21 protein-coding genes and 1 tRNA gene are annotated in these 21250 nt (G+C 65.7%); 12 read left to right on the forward strand and 10 right to left on the reverse strand.

Going from position 1 to position 21250, the window contains the following annotated elements; genetic code table 11:
- The first annotated feature begins 95 nt into the window (after window positions 1-95).
- Window positions 96-599 carry a DUF3145 domain-containing protein gene (locus AC3ANU_RS10700; RefSeq protein ID WP_026265612.1) on the forward strand — a complete coding sequence of 168 codons (504 nt, stop codon included), beginning with the start codon at window positions 96-98 and terminating at the stop codon, window positions 597-599.
- A 115-nt stretch (window positions 600-714) separates the two neighbouring features.
- On the opposite strand, the gene AC3ANU_RS10705 is transcribed toward AC3ANU_RS10700, so the two are convergent.
- The 6 genes from AC3ANU_RS10705 to aceE all read right to left on the reverse strand — a co-directional run bounded on the left by AC3ANU_RS10705 (window position 715) and on the right by aceE (window position 8704).
- Window positions 715-1950 (reverse strand): beta-ketoacyl-[acyl-carrier-protein] synthase family protein, encoded by a 1236-nt coding sequence (locus tag AC3ANU_RS10705; RefSeq protein WP_018768273.1) that lies wholly within the window; start codon window positions 1948-1950, stop codon window positions 715-717.
- Window positions 1951-2127: 177 nt separating this feature from the next.
- Entirely contained in the window at window positions 2128-2373 is a 246-nt protein-coding gene (locus AC3ANU_RS10710; protein ID WP_009359314.1) for an acyl carrier protein, read from the reverse strand.
- Between the two features lie 77 nt (window positions 2374-2450).
- Entirely contained in the window at window positions 2451-3512 is a 1062-nt protein-coding gene (locus tag AC3ANU_RS10715; protein WP_056387340.1) for a beta-ketoacyl-ACP synthase III, read from the reverse strand.
- Entirely contained in the window at window positions 3509-4438 is a 930-nt protein-coding gene (locus tag AC3ANU_RS10720) for an ACP S-malonyltransferase (protein ID WP_186447725.1), read from the reverse strand. Before AC3ANU_RS10720 ends, AC3ANU_RS10715 begins: the two co-directional genes overlap by 4 nt.
- An 88-nt stretch (window positions 4439-4526) precedes the next feature.
- A complete protein-coding gene (locus AC3ANU_RS10725; RefSeq protein ID WP_018768270.1) occupies window positions 4527-5771 on the reverse strand; it encodes a PucR family transcriptional regulator in 1245 nt (414 codons plus the stop codon).
- 191 nt (window positions 5772-5962) lie between these two features.
- On the reverse strand, window positions 5963-8704 hold the full coding sequence (gene aceE / locus AC3ANU_RS10730) for a pyruvate dehydrogenase (acetyl-transferring), homodimeric type (protein WP_223991926.1): 2742 nt from the start codon (window positions 8702-8704) through the stop codon (window positions 5963-5965).
- A 428-nt stretch (window positions 8705-9132) separates the two neighbouring features.
- On the opposite strand from aceE, the gene AC3ANU_RS10735 reads away from it, so the two are divergent.
- The 8 genes from AC3ANU_RS10735 to AC3ANU_RS10770 all read left to right on the forward strand — a co-directional run bounded on the left by AC3ANU_RS10735 (window position 9133) and on the right by AC3ANU_RS10770 (window position 14771).
- Complete coding sequence (locus AC3ANU_RS10735) at window positions 9133-9552, forward strand: DUF3052 domain-containing protein (protein WP_026265808.1); 420 nt, start codon at window positions 9133-9135, stop codon at window positions 9550-9552.
- Window positions 9549-10043 carry a peroxiredoxin gene (locus AC3ANU_RS10740; RefSeq protein WP_018769522.1) on the forward strand — a complete coding sequence of 165 codons (495 nt, stop codon included), beginning with the start codon at window positions 9549-9551 and terminating at the stop codon, window positions 10041-10043. The genes AC3ANU_RS10735 and AC3ANU_RS10740 overlap by 4 nt, the downstream gene beginning before the upstream one ends.
- Window positions 10044-10049: 6 nt before the next feature.
- Window positions 10050-10970 (forward strand): NAD-dependent protein deacetylase, encoded by a 921-nt coding sequence (locus AC3ANU_RS10745; protein ID WP_018769521.1) that lies wholly within the window; start codon window positions 10050-10052, stop codon window positions 10968-10970.
- A gap of 104 nt (window positions 10971-11074) precedes the next feature.
- Window positions 11075-11150: transfer RNA gene (locus AC3ANU_RS10750), tRNA-Val, on the forward strand.
- A gap of 111 nt (window positions 11151-11261) precedes the next feature.
- Complete coding sequence (locus AC3ANU_RS10755; protein ID WP_223991921.1) at window positions 11262-11540, forward strand: hypothetical protein; 279 nt, start codon at window positions 11262-11264, stop codon at window positions 11538-11540.
- Window positions 11541-11992: 452 nt separating this feature from the next.
- Window positions 11993-12922, forward strand: coding sequence for an NAD(P)-dependent oxidoreductase (locus AC3ANU_RS10760; RefSeq protein ID WP_488315968.1), 930 nt, complete (start codon window positions 11993-11995; stop codon window positions 12920-12922).
- Window positions 12919-13689 (forward strand): SDR family oxidoreductase, encoded by a 771-nt coding sequence (locus AC3ANU_RS10765; RefSeq protein ID WP_056390760.1) that lies wholly within the window; start codon window positions 12919-12921, stop codon window positions 13687-13689. Before AC3ANU_RS10760 ends, AC3ANU_RS10765 begins: the two co-directional genes overlap by 4 nt.
- Window positions 13689-14771 (forward strand): L-idonate 5-dehydrogenase, encoded by a 1083-nt coding sequence (locus tag AC3ANU_RS10770; RefSeq protein ID WP_208324255.1) that lies wholly within the window; start codon window positions 13689-13691, stop codon window positions 14769-14771. The genes AC3ANU_RS10765 and AC3ANU_RS10770 overlap by 1 nt, the downstream gene beginning before the upstream one ends.
- Here AC3ANU_RS10770 and AC3ANU_RS10775 read toward each other — a convergent pair.
- Window positions 14752-15477 carry a FadR/GntR family transcriptional regulator gene (locus AC3ANU_RS10775; protein ID WP_018769516.1) on the reverse strand — a complete coding sequence of 242 codons (726 nt, stop codon included), beginning with the start codon at window positions 15475-15477 and terminating at the stop codon, window positions 14752-14754. The genes AC3ANU_RS10770 and AC3ANU_RS10775 overlap by 20 nt on opposite strands.
- A gap of 231 nt (window positions 15478-15708) precedes the next feature.
- On the opposite strand from AC3ANU_RS10775, the gene gndA reads away from it, so the two are divergent.
- Complete coding sequence (gene gndA / locus AC3ANU_RS10780) at window positions 15709-17148, forward strand: NADP-dependent phosphogluconate dehydrogenase (RefSeq protein WP_018769515.1); 1440 nt, start codon at window positions 15709-15711, stop codon at window positions 17146-17148.
- Window positions 17149-17227: 79 nt separating this feature from the next.
- On the opposite strand, the gene epsC is transcribed toward gndA, so the two are convergent.
- The 3 genes from epsC to msrA form a co-directional block, all read right to left on the reverse strand.
- Entirely contained in the window at window positions 17228-17812 is a 585-nt protein-coding gene (gene epsC / locus AC3ANU_RS10785; RefSeq protein WP_018769514.1) for a serine O-acetyltransferase EpsC, read from the reverse strand.
- A 39-nt stretch (window positions 17813-17851) separates the two neighbouring features.
- Window positions 17852-18787, reverse strand: coding sequence for a cysteine synthase A (gene cysK / locus AC3ANU_RS10790; protein WP_026265806.1), 936 nt, complete (start codon window positions 18785-18787; stop codon window positions 17852-17854).
- Between the two features lie 64 nt (window positions 18788-18851).
- A complete protein-coding gene (gene msrA, locus AC3ANU_RS10795) occupies window positions 18852-19376 on the reverse strand; it encodes a peptide-methionine (S)-S-oxide reductase MsrA (RefSeq protein ID WP_018769512.1) in 525 nt (174 codons plus the stop codon).
- A 99-nt stretch (window positions 19377-19475) separates the two neighbouring features.
- Between msrA and AC3ANU_RS10800 the strand changes: the two genes are divergently transcribed.
- Together AC3ANU_RS10800 and AC3ANU_RS10805 are read left to right on the forward strand one after the other, a co-directional pair.
- Window positions 19476-20399: a Nif3-like dinuclear metal center hexameric protein gene (locus AC3ANU_RS10800; RefSeq protein ID WP_200831090.1), complete on the forward strand. Its 924-nt coding sequence runs from the start codon at window positions 19476-19478 to the stop codon at window positions 20397-20399.
- A gap of 109 nt (window positions 20400-20508) precedes the next feature.
- Window positions 20509-21246, forward strand: a complete 738-nt coding sequence (locus tag AC3ANU_RS10805; protein ID WP_018769510.1) for a zinc ribbon domain-containing protein — start codon at window positions 20509-20511, stop codon at window positions 21244-21246.
- Window positions 21247-21250 lie beyond the last annotated feature (4 nt).

Raw genomic sequence — 21250 nt, forward strand, 5'->3', positions numbered from 1 at the left:
TACAGGCAGGGAACCATCGCCGCAGTGCAGGGCGCAGCAGTTCCATCCAGGCCGAGGTCGTTGGGGAAGACGTACCTAGAGCTATGGAGGATGGAATGTCTGTTGCAATGACCCGCGGTGTGCTGTTCGTTCACTCGGCCCCTACGGCGCTGTGCCCCCACGTTGAGTGGGCAGTCGGCGCCGTGGTGGACAAGCGGACGGACCTTGAGTGGACCCCGCAGCCTGCTGCGCCCGGAATGTTCCGGGCCGAACTGTCCTGGACCGGAACCCCCGGAACGGGATCGAAACTGGCGTCCTGCCTGCGCGGTTGGGCGCATCTCCGCTATGAGGTGACGGAGGAGCCCAGCCAGGGCGTGGATGGTGGCCGGTGGTCGCACACCCCCGAACTGGGGATCTTCCATGCCGTCACAGACGTCCACGGCAACATCATGGTGTCCGAGGACCGCATCCGGTACGCCTACGAGTCCGGAGCCGGCGACCCCGCCGCCGTCTACCACGAGCTGTCCCTCGCCCTCGGCGAGGCGTGGGACGAAGAACTTGAACCGTTCCGCCACGCTGCCGAAGGCGCTCCCGTTCGCTGGCTGCACCAGGTGGGCTGACCGCCGTCGTCCACTTTTACCGCGACGACACCACAACACCTCCATAGCACAAAGGAGGCCCCGCCAAGCGGCGGGGCCTCCTTTGCCGTCCGGGGCGACTTCCCCGGGGCAGCGCCTAGATGCTGCGGATAGCCACGACGGCGTTGTGGCCGCCGAAGCCAAAGGAGTTGCTCAGTGCCACGATGTTCCCTGCAGGGAGGTCGCGGGCGGAGGTGACCACGTCGAGCGGGATCTCCGGATCCTGGTTTTCCAGGTTGATGGTCACCGGCGCCTTGCGGTCATGGACGGCCAGTACGGTGAGGACAGCCTCAACCGCCCCCGAAGCGCCCAGGAGGTGGCCCATCTGCGACTTGGTGGCAGAGACCGCCACGTCGTCCACGTGGCTGCCCAGGGCAGCACGCAGGGCCGTGTACTCGGGCTTGTCGCCGACAGGGGTGGAGGTGGCGTGGGCGTTGACGTGAACCACGTCCTCAGCCTGGATCCGGCCGTCGAACATGGCCGCCTTCAGAGCGCGGGTGGCACCAAGCCCCTGGGGATCCGGGGCAGTGATGTGGTAGGCGTCAGCGGTGACGGACGTACCGGCGAGCTCGGCATAGATGCGGGCTCCGCGGGCCAGGGCGTGTTCCTCGGCCTCGAGGACCAGGGCGCCGGCACCTTCGCCCATGACGAAGCCGTCACGGCCGGTGTCGTACGGGCGTGAGGCGCCCTGGGGATCATCGTTCCGGCGGGACAGCGCCTGCATTGAGGCAAATGCTGCCAGCGGCATGGGGTGGATGGCTGCCTCGGCGCCGCCGCACATGACGACGTCGGCCTTGCCCGAGCGGATGAGCTCCAGGCCAAGGTGCATGGCCTCCGTGCCGGAGGCGCAGGCGGAGACGGGGGTGTGGGCGCCGGCGCGGGCACCGAGGTCCAGGCTCACGGCCGCGGCAACACCATTGGGCATGAGCATGGGCACCGTCATGGGCAGGACGCGGCGCGGGCCCTTTTCCTTCAGGGTGTCCCAGGCGTCCAGCAGCGTCCAGACGCCACCGATGCCGGTGGCAAAGGCAACAGCCAGCCGGTCCTGGTCGAATTCCGTGATGCCCGAATCGGCCCAGGCTTCCCGTGCAGCGATGACGCCGAACTGGGTGGACGGGTCCATCCGCTTGGCCTCGACGCGGCTGAGGACATCAAGGGCCGGCGTGCTGCACCGTGCGGCGAAGTGGACAGGGAGTTCGTACTTGGCTACCCAGTCGTCCTCCAGGGTGCGGGCACCGGAGACCCCCTTGAGGGCGTTGCTCCACATTGTGGGCACATCGCCGCCGATGGGCGTAGTGGCGCCCAGACCGGTAATGACTACTTTGCGTGTCATGGGATCACTCTTTCGTCGGTGGGGGTATCCGCCTGCGGCTGCCGCAGGGTCCCGCACAGTTTGATGATCGGCCAGTCCCGGTCGGGGGGTACTGTGCCGGATAAATGCGGCGGGCTGCCGGTCCGGTCAGTCCGGACCGGCAGCCCCGCCAAGCCGTAGGACGGCGAAAGCCCTTGGCTAGGCCTGTGCTCCGGCGATGAAGCTGACGGCGTCGCCAACAGTCTTGAGGTTCTTGACCTCTTCGTCCGGGATGCGGACGCCGAACTTTTCCTCGGCGTTGACCACGATGGTCATCATGGAGATGGAGTCGATGTCCAGGTCCTCGGTGAAGGACTTGTCCAACTCGACGGCCTCCGGGGCCAGGCCGGTTTCCTCGTTGACGATTTCAGCCAAGCCGGCCAGGATCTCTTCGTTGCTAGCCATTGGTGGCTCCTTTTCTTGTATTGCCGGCAGGGACTGCCGGAAACGGTCCGGGCCGCGGTTGCGACCCTTGGGCGTATCTAGGGAAGGACAACTACCTGTGCGCCGAAGACCAGCCCGGCACCGAAACCGATCTGCAGGGCCAGCCCGCCGCTCAGTCCGGGGTTCTCCTGCAGGAGCCGGTGCGTTGCCAGCGGGATCGAGGCAGCGGACGTGTTGCCGGCCTCGGCAATGTCCCGTGCCACTGTAACCGTCTCGGGCAGCTTCAGCTTCTTCACCATCTCGTCGATGATGCGCATGTTGGCCTGGTGGGGGATGAAGGCAACCAGGTCTTCAGCCTGGATGCCGGCAGCATCGAGTGCCTGCTGGGCCACCTTGGCCATTTCCCACACCGCCCAGCGGAACACCGTCTGGCCGTCCTGGCGGAGGGTGGGATAGAGCTCCTGGGCTTCCTCCAGGAGGGCGAGGTCGCCCGTGGAGTCGGACTGCCGGGCGGCGAGGCCGAGGTCGCGGACGTCAAGCAGGGAGCGGGTCATGCCAATGGCGTCCCACTTGCTGCCGTCTGAGCCCCATACCGAGGGGGCGATGCCCGGGGTGTCGGAGGGGCCGATCACGACGGCGCCGGCACCATCACCGAGCAGGAAGGAGATGGTGCGTTCCCGGTTGTCGATGACGTCGGAAAGCTTTTCGGCCCCCACCACCAGGACATACTTTGCGGTACCGGAGCGGACCAGGGCGTCGGCCTGGGCAATCCCGTAGCAGTAGCCGGCGCAAGCGGCGGAAATATCAAAGGCAGGTGCGGGCGTGGCGCCGATCCTGTCGGCCAGGCTGGCTGCGGCGGAAGGCGTCGCGTAGGGGTGTGTCACGGTGGAAACAATGACGGCCCCGAGCTCCGAGGCGTCAATACCGGCCTTCTCCATGGCTTCGCGGGCAGCGCCCTCTGCCATGTCGATCACGCTGACGTCGGCAGCCGCGCGGTGGCGGGTGACGATGCCGGTGCGCTGGCGGATCCACTCGTCCGAGGAATCAATCCACTGGCACACGTCCTCGTTGGTGACGATGACGTCCGGCCGGTAGGCCCCCAGGCCAAGGATGCGGCTGTGCTCGTGGATGGGAACCTGTTTCAGCGTGGGAACGCTCATGCGTTGCCCTCCAGTTCTGCAAAGAGCGCCAGGGCCGCGGAGAGGTCATCAGGAGTCTTCACCGCAACGGTCTTGACGCCGGGCATGCCGCGCTTGGCCAGTCCGGCCAGCGTGCCGGCAGGGGCGAGTTCGATCACGCCGGTCACACCGCGCTTGACCATGCTCTCCATGCAGAGGTCCCACCGGACCGGGCGGGACACCTGGGCAATCAGGCTTTCGACGGCGGCATCACCGTCCGTGACTTCACCGCCGTCGAAATTCGACAGCAGCGGCACCTTGGGCGCCACCGGGTTCAGCTGCGGCTTCAGTTTCTCAAGCGCGCTGACAGCGGGCGACATATGGCTGGTGTGGAAGGCACCGGCCACCTTGAGCGGGATGACGCGGGCCTTGGCGGGCGGGTTCTCGGCCAGGGCCTTCAGCTGTTCAAAGGTTCCGGCCGCCACTGTCTGGCCTGCCCCGTTGACGTTGGCGGGGGCGGCGCCGGCCGCCTCGATGGCTGCCAGCACCTCGGCCGGGTCACCGCCTACGACGGCGCTCATGCCTGTGGGGGTGACGGCTGCCGCGGCGGCCATGCTGTTGGCGCGTTCGCGGACGAAGGTCATGGCTTCCTGCTCCGTCAGCACTCCAGCCAGGGCGGAGGCGGTGATTTCACCCACGGAGTGGCCCGCGAGGATCACCGGAAGGGAGTTGAGTTCGACATCGAAGAGGGAGGCGGCGGTGACCAGCCCCGCGGCAACGATCAGGGGCTGCGCAACCGCAGTGTCCTTGATGGTTTCCTCGTCGGAGGTGGTCCCGTGGGCTATCAGGTCAATGCCTGCGATGTCACTCAGGGAGGCCAGCTGGCCTGCCACCGAGGGAAGTTCCAGCCAGGGGGCCAGAAAACCCGGGGTCTGTGAGCCCTGTCCAGGGCAGACTATTGCAAGCACGTAACCAGCTTTCCAAATTACTGTGTGATCCAGCGGTGTTTCACCGCACCAAGCTCACGGGGTCAGGTTGTAGGAAGTCTACAATGCCTCACGACTGGTTACGGGATGGTTGCCGCTCCGTGGCGGCCTTGGGCGGGGCCGACAGCCGGCCCACCACCAGCGCGGCCTGCAGGACGAACGCCTCCCGCGGCAGCAACGGATCCCAGCCTGTGACGTCGCAGACGCGCTTCAGCCGGTACCGAACAGTATTGGCGTGGACGAAGAGTTCCCGGGCTGTCGCCTCCAGCGAGTGGCCCAGTTCCAGGTACGTTCCCAGCGTTTCCACCAGGCCGTTGGACGCCGCCAGGAGGGGACGGTAAATGTTCTTCACCAGCGAGCGGCGCGCCGCATCATCGCCGGAAATAACGCGTTCGGGCAGAAGGTCGTCCGCGGCTACCGGCCGCGGAGCGGAGGGCCAGGCGCGCGCGGCGGTCAGCCCCGCAAAGGCCGACTGCGCGGAACCGCTGGCTTCCAGCAGCGAGCTGGCCTCGGGCCCGTAAACCACGGGTCCGGGGGCGAACATGTCGCTGAGCTTCACATAGGCTGTTTCGCGGTCCTGCACACCGCCAAGGATGAGGATCAGCCGGTCGCCCTGGATGCCCACCAGCGCGTCCTCGGCATAGCGCCCGGCCATCCGCCGCAACTCGCTGACGTAGCTGGCGCTGGGTTCGGAGGGCGAATTGCCCACCATCACGGTGAACCTCTCCTGCGCCTTCCAGCCAAGCGCTGCGATGCGTGAGCGCAGGGCGTCCGTGTTTTCGCCACGCAGGATCGCATCCACGATCAGGGCTTCCAACCGGGTATCCCAGGAGCCGCGGGATTCGGCAGCGCGGGCGTACACGTCGGCGGCGGCGAAGGCCACCTCCCGCGAATAGCGCAGGACTGCTTCGCGCAGGGACGGCTGGTCGGCTTCCGGCGCGATGACCGGAACCTGGTCCTCCACCACCTCCACCACGATCCTGATCAGCTGCAACGCCTTCTGCAGGCTGATCGAACGCGTGAGTTCCGTGGGGGCTGTCCCAAAGACATCCGTGAGGATCCACGACGGCGAGCTCGGCCGCTCGTACCATGTCACGAAAGCGGCGATGCCGTTCTGTGCCACCATTCCCAGTGCCGACCGCTCATCCGCACTGAGCCGGCTGTACCAGGGGAGCGACTGCTCCAGCTTGCGCATGGTACTGGTGGAGAGCTGGCCGACGTTGGCGCGGAGCTGCTTGAGGGTTTCGGACTTCTCCGGCGTGACCTTCGGCGGGGTCGGTTTCCGCTTGGAGGACGGGCTGGCTGGTGCTGGCATTCTTTGAGCATACGGCCACCGTCGCGCAAGCTCCATTTGTGCGAAGGCTACAATCCGCCTTGTCACGGATCACAAGACGTCCGGCCCCGTCCGGTGCCGCACACTACAGACACGACGACGGCGGCCCCCACCTTGGTGAGTGGGGGCCGCCGTCGTCGTGATGCTGCTGGATACGCTGTCCAGCCGGAAGGCTAGGCTTCGCCTCCGGCATTGCCGGTGGTGCCGGCATTCACGTTGAGCAGCTTGTACTTCTCGATGGCCTTGACCGGGGCGTCAACATCCACCTCGCCACGGCGCGCCAGCATTTCAAGGGCACGCACCACGATGGAGTGGGTGTCGTTCTTGAAGTAGCGGCGGGCTGCTGCGCGGGTGTCGGAGAAGCCGAAGCCGTCGGCGCCGAGGGTGGCGAATTCGTTGGGGACGAACTGCCGGATCTGGTCGGGGACGGCTTTCATGTAGTCGGAGACGGCGACGATGGGGCCGGTGGCGCCTTCGAGTTGCTGGGTGACGAACGGGGTGCGGGCGGGTTGGCCGGGGTTGAGGAAGGCTTCTTCTTCGGCGGCGAGGCCGTCGCGGCGCAGTTCGTTCCAGGAGGTGACGGACCAGACGTCGGCGGAGACGTTCCAGTCGTCGGCCAGGACGCGCTGGGCTTCGATGGCCCAGGGCACGGAGACGCCGGAGGCGAGGATCTGGGTGCGGGGGCCGTCGATCTTTGCCGGTGCGAGCAGGTAGATGCCCTTGATGACGCCTTCGATGTCGAGGTTTTCGGGTTCGGCGGGCTGGACGATGGGTTCGTTGTACACGGTGAGGTAGTACATGACGTTCTTGTCCGTTGAGTCCGGCCCGTACATGCGTTCGAGGCCGGAGCGGATGATGTGGCCGATTTCGTAGCCGTAGGCGGGGTCGTAGGTGAGCACGGCGGGGTTGGTGGAGGCGAGCAGGGGGGAGTGGCCGTCGGCGTGCTGGAGGCCTTCGCCGGTGAGGGTGGTCCGGCCTGCGGTGGCGCCGATGATGAAGCCGCGGGTCATTTGGTCTGCTGCGGCCCAGAAGGCGTCGCCGGTGCGCTGGAAGCCGAACATGGAGTAGAACACGTAGACCGGGACCAGGGGCACGCCGTGGGTGGCGTAGGAGGTCCCGGCGGCGGTGAAGGCTGCCACGGCGCCGGCTTCGTTGATGCCGGGGTGGATCAGTTGCCCGGCGGGGGATTCCTTGTAGGCCAGGACCAGGTCGCGGTCCACGGAGAGGTAGTTCTGGCCCTTGGGGTTGTAGATCTTCGCGGTGGGGAAGAACGCATCCATGCCGAACGTGCGGGCTTCGTCGGGGATGATCGGGGCGATGTGCTTGCCGAAGTTCTTATCCCGCATCAGGTCCTTGAGGAGCCGGACGAAGGCCATGGTGGTGGCGGCCTGCTGCTTGCCCGAACCGCGCTTTGCCACCTCGTAGGACTTCGCGTCGGGCAGCACGATCTCGGCGTGGGTATTCCGGCGTTCCGGGACGGCTCCGCCCAGGGCAGCGCGGCGCTCCATCATGTACTTGATTTCCGGAGCGTCGTTACCGGGGTGGTAGTACGGCGGCCGGTACGAGTCCTTCTCGAGCTGTTCGTCACTGACGGGGATCCGCAGGTGGTCGCGGAACTTCTTCAGGTCATCCAGGGTCAGCTTCTTCATCTGGTGGGTCGCGTTGCGGCCCTCGAAGTGCGGTCCCAGGCCGTAGCCCTTGACGGTGTGGGCGAGGATGACGGTGGGTTTGCCCTTGAATTCGGTGGCGGCTTTGTAGGCTGCGTAGACCTTGCGGTAGTCGTGGCCGCCGCGTTTGAGGTTCCAGATCTGGTCGTCGGTGAGGTCCGCGACGAGGTCTTTGGTCTGCGGGGTTTTGCCGAAGAAGTGTTCGCGGACGAACCCGCCGGATTCGGCTTTGTAGGTCTGGTAGTCCCCGTCGACGGTTTCGTTCATGATTTTCACCAGGGACCCGTCGGTGTCGCGGGTGAGCAGGTCATCCCATTCCCGGCCCCAGACGACCTTGATCACGTTCCAGCCCGCGCCGCGGAAGAACGCTTCGAGTTCCTGCATGATCTTGCCGTTGCCGCGCACCGGCCCGTCCAGGCGCTGGAGGTTGCAGTTGATCACGAAGTTCAGGTTGTCCAGGTTTTCGTTCGCCGCCAGCTGCAGCAGGCCGCGGGATTCGGGTTCGTCCATTTCGCCGTCGCCCAGGAACGCCCAGACCTGCTGGTCGGAGGTGTCTTTCAGGCCCCGGTTGTGCAGGTACCGGTTGTTCTGGGCCTGGTAGATCGCGTTCATCGGGCCGATGCCCATGGACACGGTAGGGAATTCCCAGAAGTGCGGCATCAGGCGCGGGTGCGGGTAGGAGGACAGGGCATGGCCCTCGCGGGACTTTTCCTGCCGGAACCCGTCCAGGTCCTCCTCGGAGAGGCGTCCTTCCATGAACGCCCGGGCGTACATGCCGGGGGAGGCATGGCCCTGGAAGAAGACCTGGTCCCCGCCGCCGGGGTGGTCCTTGCCGCGGAAGAAGTGGTTGAACCCGACCTCGTACAGGGTCGCGGCACCGGCGTAGGTGGAGATGTGCCCGCCGACGCCGATATCGGGCCGCTGCGCCCGGTGGACCATGACCGCGGCGTTCCACCGCATGTAGGCCCGGTACCGGCGCTCGTACTCCTCGTTGCCCGGGAACTGGGCTTCCTGGTCCACCGGGATCGTGTTCACGTAATCGGTAGTGGTCACCATCGGCACCCCGACGCTCTGCGCGCCGGCGCGCTGCAGCAGGCTCCGCATGATGTATTGGGCACGCTCGGTGCCCTGTTCCCTGATCAACGCATCCAGGGACTCAACCCACTCGGCAGTCTCTTCCGGATCACGATCAGGCAGCTGGTTAGTCAACCCGCTGAGGATATGGGAGGTATCTTCTCCTGCAGCCACGTCCAACCTCTCTTTGCGCGCATGAATCGGCGCACTCAGGCCAGGCAGGGTGACTGCCCGGCGTACATACGCCGTGTGCGACGTATCGGTTACAACAGCCCGGGCATGTGTGCCGGGCAGCTTCCTAGCGCTCCTATGTCTGCACGGAGTCACAAGGTTGTCGTCCCGCAGCCATAGTTGTCACCAGCCACTCTAGCCCTGACCGCAACGCGATGCGTAGCCGCGGGTCAGGTGCTGCGGTTGTATTTCGTTCGTCATACTGGTTGTGTGACAAAAAGCCCTTGTGACGGGGATGCTGCAGCCGGATGTGACGCAGAATATGCGCAGTCCCGGGGGCGGCAGCTTGAAGCGCAGGCACAAAGGGTGTTGGCTTGGGGAGTAATGGAAATCACTATGCACACTGCATATATGAGGTATTGGAGGAACACGTGAGCGAGGCCGACGCCGCCACTTCGGTAAATGTGGCGGAAAAATTGGGTTTCAAGAACGGGGATCTGATTCAGGAGTTCGGTTACGACGACGATGTCGATTTCGACTTGCGTGACGATATTGAGGACCTCACCGGTTCCGAGTTGCTGGACGAGGACGACCACGAGGTGGCGGACGCCGTCATCCTGTGGTGGCGCGACGGCGACGGGGACCTGGTGGACAGCCTGATGGATTCCCTCACTACCCTGAGCGAAAACGGTGTTGTCTGGGTCCTCACCCCCAAGTCAGGCAGGGACGGCTACGTCTCGCCAGCAGACATCCAGGAAGCCGCACCCACCGCCGGCCTGCACGTCACCACCTCAGCGGGAGTCTCGAAGGACTGGAGTGCAACCCGCCTTGTCAGCAGGAAGAACAAATGACGGCAGCGGTTGAGGCCGCTTCCGCAGCTGTTCCTGCACTGGGCGCGGAAGCGCCCGACTTCGAGCTTGCCAACCAGTACGGCGAGCCCGTGACGCTGTCATCCTTCCGGGGGCAGAACGTGGCCCTGGTCTTCTACCCGTTTGCATTCTCGGGGATCTGCACGGGTGAACTGTGCGAGATACGGGACAACCTGGCCACATTCGAGGATTCGAACGCGGTGGTCCTTGCAGTGTCCGTGGACAGCAAGTTCAGCCTCCGGGCCTATGCGGCGCAGGAAGGCTACAGCTTCGACCTCCTTGCCGACTTCTGGCCGCATGGGGCCGTGGCCAGTGCTTATGGTGTGTTCGACGACGTCAGTGGCATGGCCAAGCGCGCCACCTTCATCATCGACGCTGACGGCAGAATCCGTTACAGCGTTGTGAATCCCCGCGGACAGGCCCGGGACTTCGCCGAATACCGCGCGGCCCTGGCGGATCTGAAACAGGCCTGATCGACCATGGCGGAACATCGGCGGGGGACGGGCCTTACCGGCTTTGCCAGCATGCCGCCGGTAGCCCCTGCTCCGCTGTCAGCCGATGACCTCGAGGTGCTGGCCAGGATCCGCGACCTGCTTGCCGGTGCCCCGTTCGCCCTGCTGACGGGCGCGGGCCTGAGCACCGACTCCGGCATTCCGGACTACCGTGGCCCGGACTCGCCGCCGCGGCAGCCCATGACCTACCAGGAGTTTGTCCGGGACGCGGCCAACCGGCGCCGCTACTGGGCCCGGAACCACATCGGGTGGTCCCATATGCGGCACGCGGACCCGAACGTGGGCCACTATTCAGCAGCGGAGCTGGAACGCCGCGGTTACCTCACGGGCCTCATTACCCAGAACGTTGACCGCCTGCACCAGGACGCCGGCAGCTCCAACGTCGTCGATCTGCACGGCCGGTATGACCAGGTGATATGCCTCGACTGCGGGCGGACCTACACCCGGCGCCTCCTGGCCGGTGTTTTCGAGGAACTCAACCCCGGATTCCTGGAACGGGCAGCGGCGTCCGGGTTGGTGGAGATGGCGCCGGATGCTGACGCCACCGTGGAGGACCAGGCCCTCATCAGCAGCTTCGTGGTGCCGGTCTGTCCTGCCTGCGGCGGTACCCTGAAGCCGGACTTCGTCTACTTTGGGGAAAATGTGCCCAAGGACCGGGTGGAACGTTCGTACGCCATGGTGGACGGGGCAGCCGCGCTGGTGGTTGCCGGTTCATCCCTGACGGTCATGAGCGGACTTCGGTTTGTGCGGCATGCGGCCAAGGAATCCAAGCCGGTGGTGATCATCAACCGGGGCGCCACCCGGGGTGATGACAAGGCGACCGTCAAGCTTGAAGCCGGCGTCAGCCAGGCGCTGGGCTACCTCGCGGCCGAACTCCCCGCCCTGTAGGGACACCTCAGGCGGTTCGGTGCGCGGATTCGCCTTTCCGGTCCCCTGTCGGGTAGAGTTTATGTTCGTTGGTTGCGGCAGTCCGGCCGGAAACCGCGTGATTTGGGTCTTTAGCTCAGCTGGTAGAGCGCCACGTTTACACCGTGGATGTCATCGGTTCGATCCCGGTAGGACCCACCAAACTACAAACCCGCTGTCCCCGCCTTACCGGCGGGCGGCGGGTTTTTTGCTGCCCGCCCTCCTGCCGTCATTGTCGGACCCTTGCCATACGTTGCAGGAATGGAACATGTCATGGTGCACACAGACAGCAACGGAATACCGACGACGGTGCTGAGCCGGGGCAGGGAATGGGCGGTTGGTGCCGAGCCGGTCAGGTGGTTCGAGCGCATCAACTGGTGGGAAACCAGCCGGCGGATGCCGAAGGGCAACAGTGGTGTGGACGTCGAAGTCCTGCAGCTGCAGGTGCGGCTGGGCAACAACAGCAAGTCAGCGCTGACCACCATGTACCTCCAGCGCGATGGGATCGGCGGAGGCTGGAGGCTACGGGAGACGGCAGCGGACGCAGCTTGACGTATCAATGCCCGGATACGAAGGCATCACGCCGGCGTTGACTTTCCGGCATTGGAAAACCCTCCACCGCGGCTATTGGGGGATGCCGCGGTGGAGGGCTTGGGATGAATATACCGTGAACTGCTGGAAACAAAAAGTCATGCGCCGTTCGGCTGCTTCACGTTGGATCAGGGCCACGAAAACCGCCGTTCACAGGCCGTCATGGTGGTTGTTGTTCACATGAATGGACACTATGGCACCGCCGGGCGGCGGGTTGGACGTGGAGGATTTGTGGGATCCCTAGGTTCACGGGAAGGTCCTTGAGGATCAGTCGCCCACCAGTGAGGTCCACAAAACCTGCCTCAACCCGGACAGCAGCGGAAATTTAATTCCAAGCACTATGGAGTTCATTATGCTGAATTGTGACTAGGATATTGAACAACTCTTTCCAGCACGACGATGTGAGGCAGATCATGGAGGACAAGCGGGCAGGCTTCGTGGGCCTGGGGCATATGGGTAATTTGATGGCTTCCAATGCCATCGCAGGGGGCTGGCAGGTCAGCGGCTGGAACCGGTCGCCTGAAGCGCTCACCCGGCTGCAGGACCTCGGCGGGTGTGCCGTTGAGCGGGTCGTGGAGATGCGGAACCTCCCCGCCATCGTGTTCATGCTGCCTGACCTGCCACACATAGAGGAAACAGCACATGACCTGCTGGAGAGCTGGAAGCAGAACCCGCCGGCACCGAATACCGTCCTGCTGGTCATGAGCAGCGTTTCGCCCACCGGCGTACAGGAATTCGGGCGGCGCGTCCGGGAGTTCAGTTCCGGCAACGCACGGGTCGTGGATGCACCCGTGAGCGGAGGCACCAAGGGTGCGGCGGACGGCACCCTCGCCATCATGGCAGGCGCGGACGACGAACAGTCCTTCCGCTGCGTTGAGCCCCTGCTGCTGACCATGGGTACCACCGTGCGCCACCTTGGCCCACTGGGCGCGGGCTCACTTGCCAAGGCCTGCAACCAGTTGGTGGTGGGGACCACGACGGCGGCGCTTGCCGAGGCTGCCGAACTTGCCGAACGCTCCGGGCTGGATCCGGCGGCACTGTTCGAGGTCCTGTCCGGCGGCTTGGCCGCGAGCAGGGTCCTGGAGATCGTGGGCCCGCGCCTGGTCAGCAAGGATTACACCCCCACCGGCCCGGCCAAATTCATGCACAAGGACCTTGGGTTCGTGCTGGATGCCGCCGAGGCGGCGGGCGTGGCAACCCCAATGGCAGCGGCCGGCATCGAGCTCTACGCGGAGCTAAGGCGCCAGGGCCACGGCGACCAGGACCTTGCCGTCGTGCGGCAGGTGGTCTCCAACCTCAGTCAAGGAGCCGCGGGAGCGGCGGAAGGAACAGTTGCACCATGAGTTCTTTGTTTGATTTGACCGGCCGGGTTGCCTTGGTGACGGGGTCCAGCCGGGGGATTGGCAACGCGTTGGCGCGGGCACTGGCCGACGCCGGGGCAACGGTGGTGTTGAACGGTATCAACGGGGAGCGGCTCAAGGATGCCGCGGCGGCGATGGCCGCCGACTACGCTCCGGGCCGGGTTCACAGTGTCGCTTTTGACGTGACGAGCGACGCCGGGGCGGCGCGCGGGGTGGCATGGGTGGAGGAGCATGTGGGGCCGTTGGAGATCCTGGTGAACAATGCAGGGATCCAGCACCGGGTGCCGATGCTGGATTTGGACGTGAAGGATTGGGAACGGGTGATTTCCACGGACCTGACCAGCGCGTTCCTGGTGGGCCGGGAAGCAGCGCGGTACATGATCCCGCGGGGGCGGGGGAAGATCGTCAACATCTGCTCGGTGCAGACGGACCTGGCCCGCCCCACGATCGCGCCGTACATTGCGGCGAAGGGCGGGCTGCGGAACCTGACCCGGGCGATGACGGCGGAGTGGGCCGGGTCCGGGTTGCAGATCAACGGGATCGCGCCGGGCTATATCCATACGGAGATGACGCAGAACCTGGTGGATGATGAGCAGTTCAACTCCTGGATCCTGGGCCGGACCCCGGCCAACCGGTGGGGGACCGTGCAGGACCTGGCCGGGCCGGCCGTGTGGCTGGCCTCGGACGGGTCTGATTTCGTGAACGGGCAGACTATTTTTATCGATGGCGGAATGACGGTGGTGGTCTGATGGCACTGGATACAGCACTCCCCGTGTCCGGCCCGGCCGTGGTGGCGCACGCCGCCAACGATCTGCGGATCGACGAGCTGGCCCTTACCGCTCCGGCCGCGGATGAGGCGGTGGTCGAGGTGGCGTTCGGCGGGATTTGCGGGTCGGACCTGCACTACTGGCTGCACGGCGCGGCCGGGGAGTCGATCCTGAGGGCGCCGCTGGTGCTGGGCCATGAGATTTCCGGGACGGTGGTCCGGGCCGCGGCTGACGGGACCGGCCCGGCCGCGGGCACTGCGGTGGCGGTCCATCCGGCCACCCCGGGCCCGGGTGCCGCACGTTACCCGGCGGACCGGCCCAACCTGTCCCCGGGCTGCACCTACCTGGGCAGTGCCGCGCGGTTCCCGCACACGGACGGGGCGTTCAGCCGGTACGTGAACCTCCCCACCCGGATGCTCCGGCCCCTGCCCAACGGTGTTGGCCTGCGGACCGCCGCGTTGATCGAGCCGGCCGCCGTGGCCTGGCACGCCGTCTCCCGGGCCGGGGACGTGGCCGGCAAATCGGCGCTCGTGATCGGGTCCGGGCCCATCGGGGCCCTCGCCGTCGCCGTCCTGAAACGCGCCGGCGCGGCCCGGATCACCGCCGTCGACGTGCACCCCACACCACTGGAAATCGCCCAAGCCGTGGGAGCGGACCAGGTGATCACCGCCGGCGATGCGGAGGCGATCGCCGCCGTGGAGGCCGACGTCGTGATTGAATCCTCCGGCAACCACCACGGCCTGGCCTCCGCCATCCAGGGCGCGGCCCGCGGCGGCACCGTGGTGATGGTGGGCCTGCTGCCCACCGGGCCGCAGCCGGTACTGATCTCCCTGGCCATCACCCGCGAACTCGACCTCAAAGGCTCCTTCCGGTTCAACGACGAGATCGATAACGTCATCGCCGCCCTCACCGACAGGACCCTGCACATCGAGCCCGTCATCACCCACGAATACCCCGTGGACAACGCACTGGAAGCCTTCACCATGGCCCGCAACTCCGCCGAATCCGGAAAAGTCCTCCTCAGCTTCGGCCCCCGGAGCGAAGCTACTGTCGAACGGGGATAAACACCCGTGGCTGTTCCGTCCAGGTGTCGGCCATCTGGGACATGGTGCGCCGCATGATCCGGTCAGAGGCTTCGCGCGCGGACGCGGCATCGCCCCTGGCAATCGCTTGCGCCACATCCTCGTGCCACTGGAGGGCGGCCTGGTGCGGGTGGTCGGGCATCAGGCCATGAACGGTGCGGCCTGTCAGGGTCTCGGCCACCTGGCCCATGAGGTTGGCGAACATCTCGTTGCCCGAGCCGGAGAGCAGCAGGGAGTGGAACCGGATGTCCAGTTCCAGGAAGCGTGCAACTTCGCCGTTGTTGCCGGCCTCCCGCATTGCACGGGCAACGTCCACGAGCTCCATCCGCAGCGGTGCAGGGGCATTCTGTGCCGCCAGTTCGGCGGCCGCGGGTTCCACCGCGGCGCGCAGTTCGGCGAGGGAGCGGAGCTGCGCGCCGCGTGCGTCGCTTGCCAGCCGCCACCGGATCACCTGGGGATCGAAAGGATTCCAACGGCTTGCCGGCAGCACACGGATGCCCACCCGCTTGGTGGTTTCCACCAGCCCCAGCGACTGCAGGACCCGCACCGCTTCCCGGATCACCGAGCGGGACACTTTCAGTTCATCCTCCAACTGCTCCGCCAGCATGACGTGGCCCGCCGGGAGATCCCCCGAGATAATCCGGGTGCCCAGGTTGTCGATGGCACGGTGGTGGAGGCTGCTGGTCATGCTGCTAAGCCTAGTTGCTGGCCGACGCCCGGTTGTGCGTGCGCCCGCTGCCGCGGTGGTTCGCAGGGTGGCCAACCTGAACCGGCACCGAAACAATGGTTCCATTACGCAGCTGTTACTTTCGCGTCACAGCGAGAATATATATGCTTTATTCCGACCCCCTGATCTGCCCCGGTGTCTTCCCGCCTGCGGAAGCCGGCAACCGGGGCAAACAATGAATTGGAGTTATTGATGTCTGCAGCACACATCGGTGTCACCGGCCTCGCCGTCATGGGCGCCAACCTGGCCCGCAACCTGGCCCGCAACGGGTTCACGGTTGCCCTGCACAACAGGTCGGTGGAGAAGACCGACGCGCTGCTGGAGAAGCACGGCTCCGAAGGCGACTTCGTCCGGACCGAGACCCTCCAGGAACTTGTTGATTCCCTGGAAAAGCCCCGCCGGGTGCTCATCATGGTCAAGGCCGGCAAGCCGGTCGATTCCGTCATTGAGCAGCTGGAGCCGCTCCTGGAGCCGGGCGACATCATCATCGACGCCGGCAACTCCCACTACGAGGACACCCGCCGCCGGGAAGCCGCACTGGCCAAGAAGGACCTGCACTTCGTGGGCGTCGGTGTGTCCGGCGGCGAAGAGGGTGCACTGAACGGCCCGTCCATCATGCCCGGCGGTTCCAAGGAGTCCTACAAGGCCCTCGGCCCGCTGCTGGAGAAGATTTCCGCGAAGGTCGACGGCGAGCCCTGCTGCGCCTGGATCGGCACCGACGGCGCCGGCCACTTCGTCAAGATGGTCCACAACGGCATCGAATACGCCGACATGCAGGTTATCGGCGAGGCCTTCGACCTGCTCCGCTCCGGTGCCGGCATCGAGCCCGCCGAACAGGCCAAGATCTTCACCGAATGGAACAAGGGGGAGCTTTCATCCTTCCTGATCGAGATTTCCGCCGAGGTCCTGGGCCACGTGGACGCCAAGACCGGCAAGCCGTTCGTTGACGTCGTCGTCGACGCCGCCGGCCAGAAGGGTACGGGCCGCTGGACCGTCATTTCCGCCCTGGAACTCGGCTCGCCGGTGTCCGGCATCGCCGAATCCGTCTTCGCCCGCGCCCTCTCCTCCCAGGCCGGGCAGCGCAGGCTGGGCCAGGAACTGCTGGCAGGCAACGAGGCCGACGTCGAGATCCCGGAAAGCTTCGTTGAGGACGTCCGCCAGGCGCTCTACGCGTCCAAGCTGGTCTCCTACGCCCAGGGCCTGGACATGCTGACCTCGGCCGCCAAGGAATACGGCTGGGAACTGAAGCTGGACGAGATCGCCTCCCTGTGGCGCGCCGGCTGCATCATCCGCGCCGAGCTCCTCAAGGACATCACCAAGGCCTACGCCGCGGACCAGAAGCCGGCCAACCTGCTGTTCGCCCCGGCATTCACCAAGGCCATTGCAGACGCCCTGCCGGCGTGGCGCCGCGTTGTTGCCACCGCCGTCCAGCTCGGCATCCCGGTGCCGGTGTTCTCCTCATCGCTGGCGTACTACGACGGCCTGCGCCGCAAGCGCGTGGCCGCCGCCCTGATCCAGGGCCAGCGCGACCTCTTCGGTGCACACACCTACGGCCGCATCGACACCGAGGGAACCTTCCACACCCTCTGGGGCGAGGACAAGTCCGAAGTTGAAGCGGTGGACACCCACTAGCAGCTGCCGCCGCATGACAAAGGCGGGCAGTTTCCCGGTTCTCCGGGAAACTGCCCGCCTTTTGCTGTGCCTGGTACTTCTAGATCCGGTACTCGATGTCGTATTCGGCCGGATCGACGGCGGGCTTGGTTTCCCGCTGCGCGTCCCGGTGCCTCCATTTGGCCGGAACACCGGTAACGATCGATTCCGGCGGCGCATCCTTCACTACCACGGCGTTGGCGCCCACGGCACTGTCCCGGCCGATGGTGATGGGCCCCAGGATTTTGGCTCCGGCACCGATGGTGACCCGGTCACCGATGGTGGGGTGGCGTTTGATCCGGGCAAGTGAGCGCCCACCGAGCGTGACGCCGTGATAGATCATCACGTCCTCGCCGATCTCGGCTGTCTCGCCAATGACCACACCCATGCCATGGTCAATGAAGAAACGACGTCCGATCGTGGCACCCGGATGGATCTCAATACCGGTCCAGGACCGGCCCAGCTGGGACAGCAGGCGCGCCGGGAAGCGAAGCGACGGGTTCTGCCACATGCGGTGCGTCAGCCGGTGGATCCAGATGGCATGCAGGCCGGAATAGGCGAAAAAGTTCTCAAAAGAACCTCGAGCCGCCGGGTCGTGGGACCGGGCGGCGTCGAGGTCTTCCTTCAGTCTTGCGAAAAAGCCCACAAAGTTCTTTCTACAGGAAACGGGCGGATGGCGGGCTGATCAGCCGCGGATGTCGTCATAGAGCACGGTGGAGATGTAACGCTCACCGAAGTCGCAAACGACCGCCACGATCAGCTTGCCGGCATTTTCCGGACGCTTGGCCAGTTCCAGCGCGGCCCAGACGATGGCGCCGGAGGAGATGCCGCCCAGGATGCCTTCCTTGATGCCCAGTTCGCGCGCAACGCGGACCGAGTCCTCCAGGTTCGCGTCAATAACCTCGTCGTAGACGTTGGTGTCCAGCAGCTCCGGGATGAAGTTGGCGCCCAGTCCCTGGATCTTGTGCGGGCCGGGGGCGCCGCCGTTCAGGATGGGGGAGTCCTTGGGTTCCACCGCCACGATCTGTACGCCGGGCTTGCGTTCCTTCAGGACTTGCCCGACGCCGGTGATGGTTCCACCGGTGCCAACGCCGGCCACGAAGATGTCCACGCCTCCGTCGGTGTCTTCCCAGACTTCCTCGGCGGTGGTCCTGCGGTGGATCTCCGGGTTGGCTTCGTTGGCGAACTGCTGGGCCCAAATGGAGTTCTCGGTGTTGGCCACGATTTCCTGGGCCTTTTCCACGGCTCCGCGCATGCCCTCGGACCCCGGGGTCAGGACGATCTCGGCACCGAAGGCGCGCAGCATGACCCGGCGCTCGGTGGACATGGTCTCAGGCATGGTGAGGATGACCTTGTACCCGCGGGCGGCACCCACCATGGCGAGGGCGATGCCCGTGTTGCCGGAGGTGCCTTCGACGATGGTGCCGCCGGGCTTCAGGGCGCCCGATTTTTCCGCGGCGTCGATGATGGCAACGCCGATGCGGTCCTTGACGCTGTTGGCCGGGTTGTAGAACTCCAGCTTCACGGCAACGGTGGCGTCCAGCCCCTCGCTGAGCCGGTTCAGCCGGACCAGTGGGGTCCCGCCCACCAGTTGCGTCACATCGTCATAGATCCGTGCCATGTACATACGCCTATCTCTAAGGGGTGAATACTGAGGTCAGCCTAACGAGGCCGCGTAACGGAGGCTAAGCGTTAAGCCATGCAGAGTAATATTTCCGGGCCTTGGCCAGCTTGGGGTTGATGATCACCTGGCAATACCCCTGCTCCGGGTGTTTGGCGTAGTAATCCTGATGGAATTCCTCCGCCACGTGGAACCGCGGCAGGCGGCTGACCTCGGTGACAATGGGATGCGGCCACAGCGCCTGGTTGCGTTCGATGGCTTCCTCGAACAGGATCTTCTCCTCCGTGGTCTCGTAGAACATCGAGGAACGGTACTGGGTGCCCACGTCGTATCCCTGCCGGTTCAGCGTGGTGGGGTCATGAAGGGCGAAGAACATGTCAAGGACAACTTCCGCGGGGATAACCTCCTCGTCGAAGGTCACCGCCACCACCTCCGCGTGGCCAGTGGTTCCACTGCAGACCGAGTAGTAGTCCGGATGGGGATCGTGCCCGCCGGTGTAGCCGGACACCACCGAGGTGACACCCCGTGTCTTCTGGTAGACGGCGTCAAGGCACCAGAAGCAACCTCCGCCAAGAACAAAAGTTTTCATGACCTCTTCAATGGTTGACGGCCCGGGATCATTCCCTGCCGGCCCCGCGCCATGCCGCAAACTGCGGCGGCCGCAAGCCGATGGGGTAAAACTAAGACTATGGAACCTGTGGACACCGACGTTACCGGCCAGGCAGATCACGACGGCGAAGCCTCCTCCGACACGCCGGCTCCGGCCGGTTCCGCGGACGCTCCCACTTTGGCCGAACTGCTCCTGGCAGTTGAGGAACTGTGGCCGGAGTCCCTGGCGGAAAACTGGGACGAGGTAGGGCTCGTGGCAGGCCACCCGTCCGCCGCCGTCACCAAGGTGATGTTTGCGGTTGATCCCACGCTGGAGGTCATCGAGGAAGCCGTTGAGTGGGGAGCCGAACTGCTCATCACCCACCACCCCCTCCTGCTGAAGGGCGTCACGTCGGTCGCCGCCACGTCGGCGAAGGGCCGGGCAGTCCACCGGCTCATCGAGTCGGGAACGGCACTGCTGACCGTGCACACCAATGGCGACTCCGCCGTCGGAGGCGTTTCCGATGTCCTGGCCGACGCCCTGGGGCTCCAGGACGTCGCCCCGCTCACGGTGGCAGCCAACGGGCTCCCGGAGGAAGGCATTGGCCGCGTGGGCGACCTGGCGGATGCCATGAGCCTGGGCGACTTCGCGGCCCGGGTGTTTGGAATTCTTCCGTCAGTGGCCGGGGGAGTGCGGGTCTCCGGCGACAAGGACGGACTGGTGCGGCGCATCGCGGTGTGCGGCGGTGCCGGCGATTCGCTGTTCAATGAGGTGCGCGCCAGCAACGCCGACGTCTACGTCACCGCGGACCTTCGCCACCACCCGGCATCCGAGGCACGCGAAGCCGCCCTCAACGGACGGCCGTACCTGGTGGACGTGTCGCACTTCGCCAGTGAATGGCTTTGGCTGCCTGCGGCCGCGGCCGCCCTGGGCAACGTCCTGGCTGACCAGGGACATGAGGTGGAGATCCAGGTCAGCACCACCAACAGCGACCCCTGGGACTTCATCCTCACGCCGGGCTAGGCAGCAGCCCGGGATAGCGCGAGGCAGGGAAGCGGGGCCACGCGCTAGAGTCTAGGAAGCGCCGGTTCGGTGCCCGGCCACGGCCGGAAGGGATTTATCGGAGGTAACAGTGGCCAAGGCAGCACCGGCGGAACAGTTGAAGTTGCTTGAACTGCAGGGGCTGGACGCCCGGCTGAAGGGCCTCACCAACCGCCGCCGCACGCTGGAAGACGATCCCCGCATCAAGGACCTCGAAGCCGCGCTCTCTGTCGCCAACGGTGAACTGGGAGCAGCCAAGGTGGCCGTGCACGATGCCGAGGCCGCGCTTAAGCGGGCGGAAGCCGACGTCGAACAGGTTGCTTCACGGATCGAACGCGACGAGGCCAGGCTCAACAGCGGCACCGGCCTTTCCAAGGACCTGGTTGCACTGCAAAAAGACATCGCCTCGCTCAACAAGCGGCGCTCCGACCTTGAGGACGTGGAGCTGGAGGTCATGGAGCGGCTGGACAGCCTGCGGGAACGGCAGGCGGCGCAGCAGCAGATTGTCGACGACATCCAGGGCTCCTTTGCCACCATCCGGGCCGAACTTGACGCGGCCCTCGCGGAGGTGGAAACGGAAGCGGCAGGGCTTCGCGCGCAGCGCGCCGCATTCGCTGCAGGCCTGGAGGCGGGCATGCTGGCGGTTTATGAAAAGACGCTTGCCAAGCGCGGAGTGGGCGCGGCCCGGCTGTTCCACGGCACCTCCGAAGCCTCCGGCATGAAGCTCAGCCCCGGCGACCTCGCGGAGATCAAGGCTTCGGCCGCGGACGACATCGTGTTCTGCCCGGACTCCGGCGCCATCCTGGTCCGCTCGGACGAGTGGTCCTGACCGG

The sequence above is a fragment of the Arthrobacter sp. SDR-2R genome (assembly GCF_057747955.1).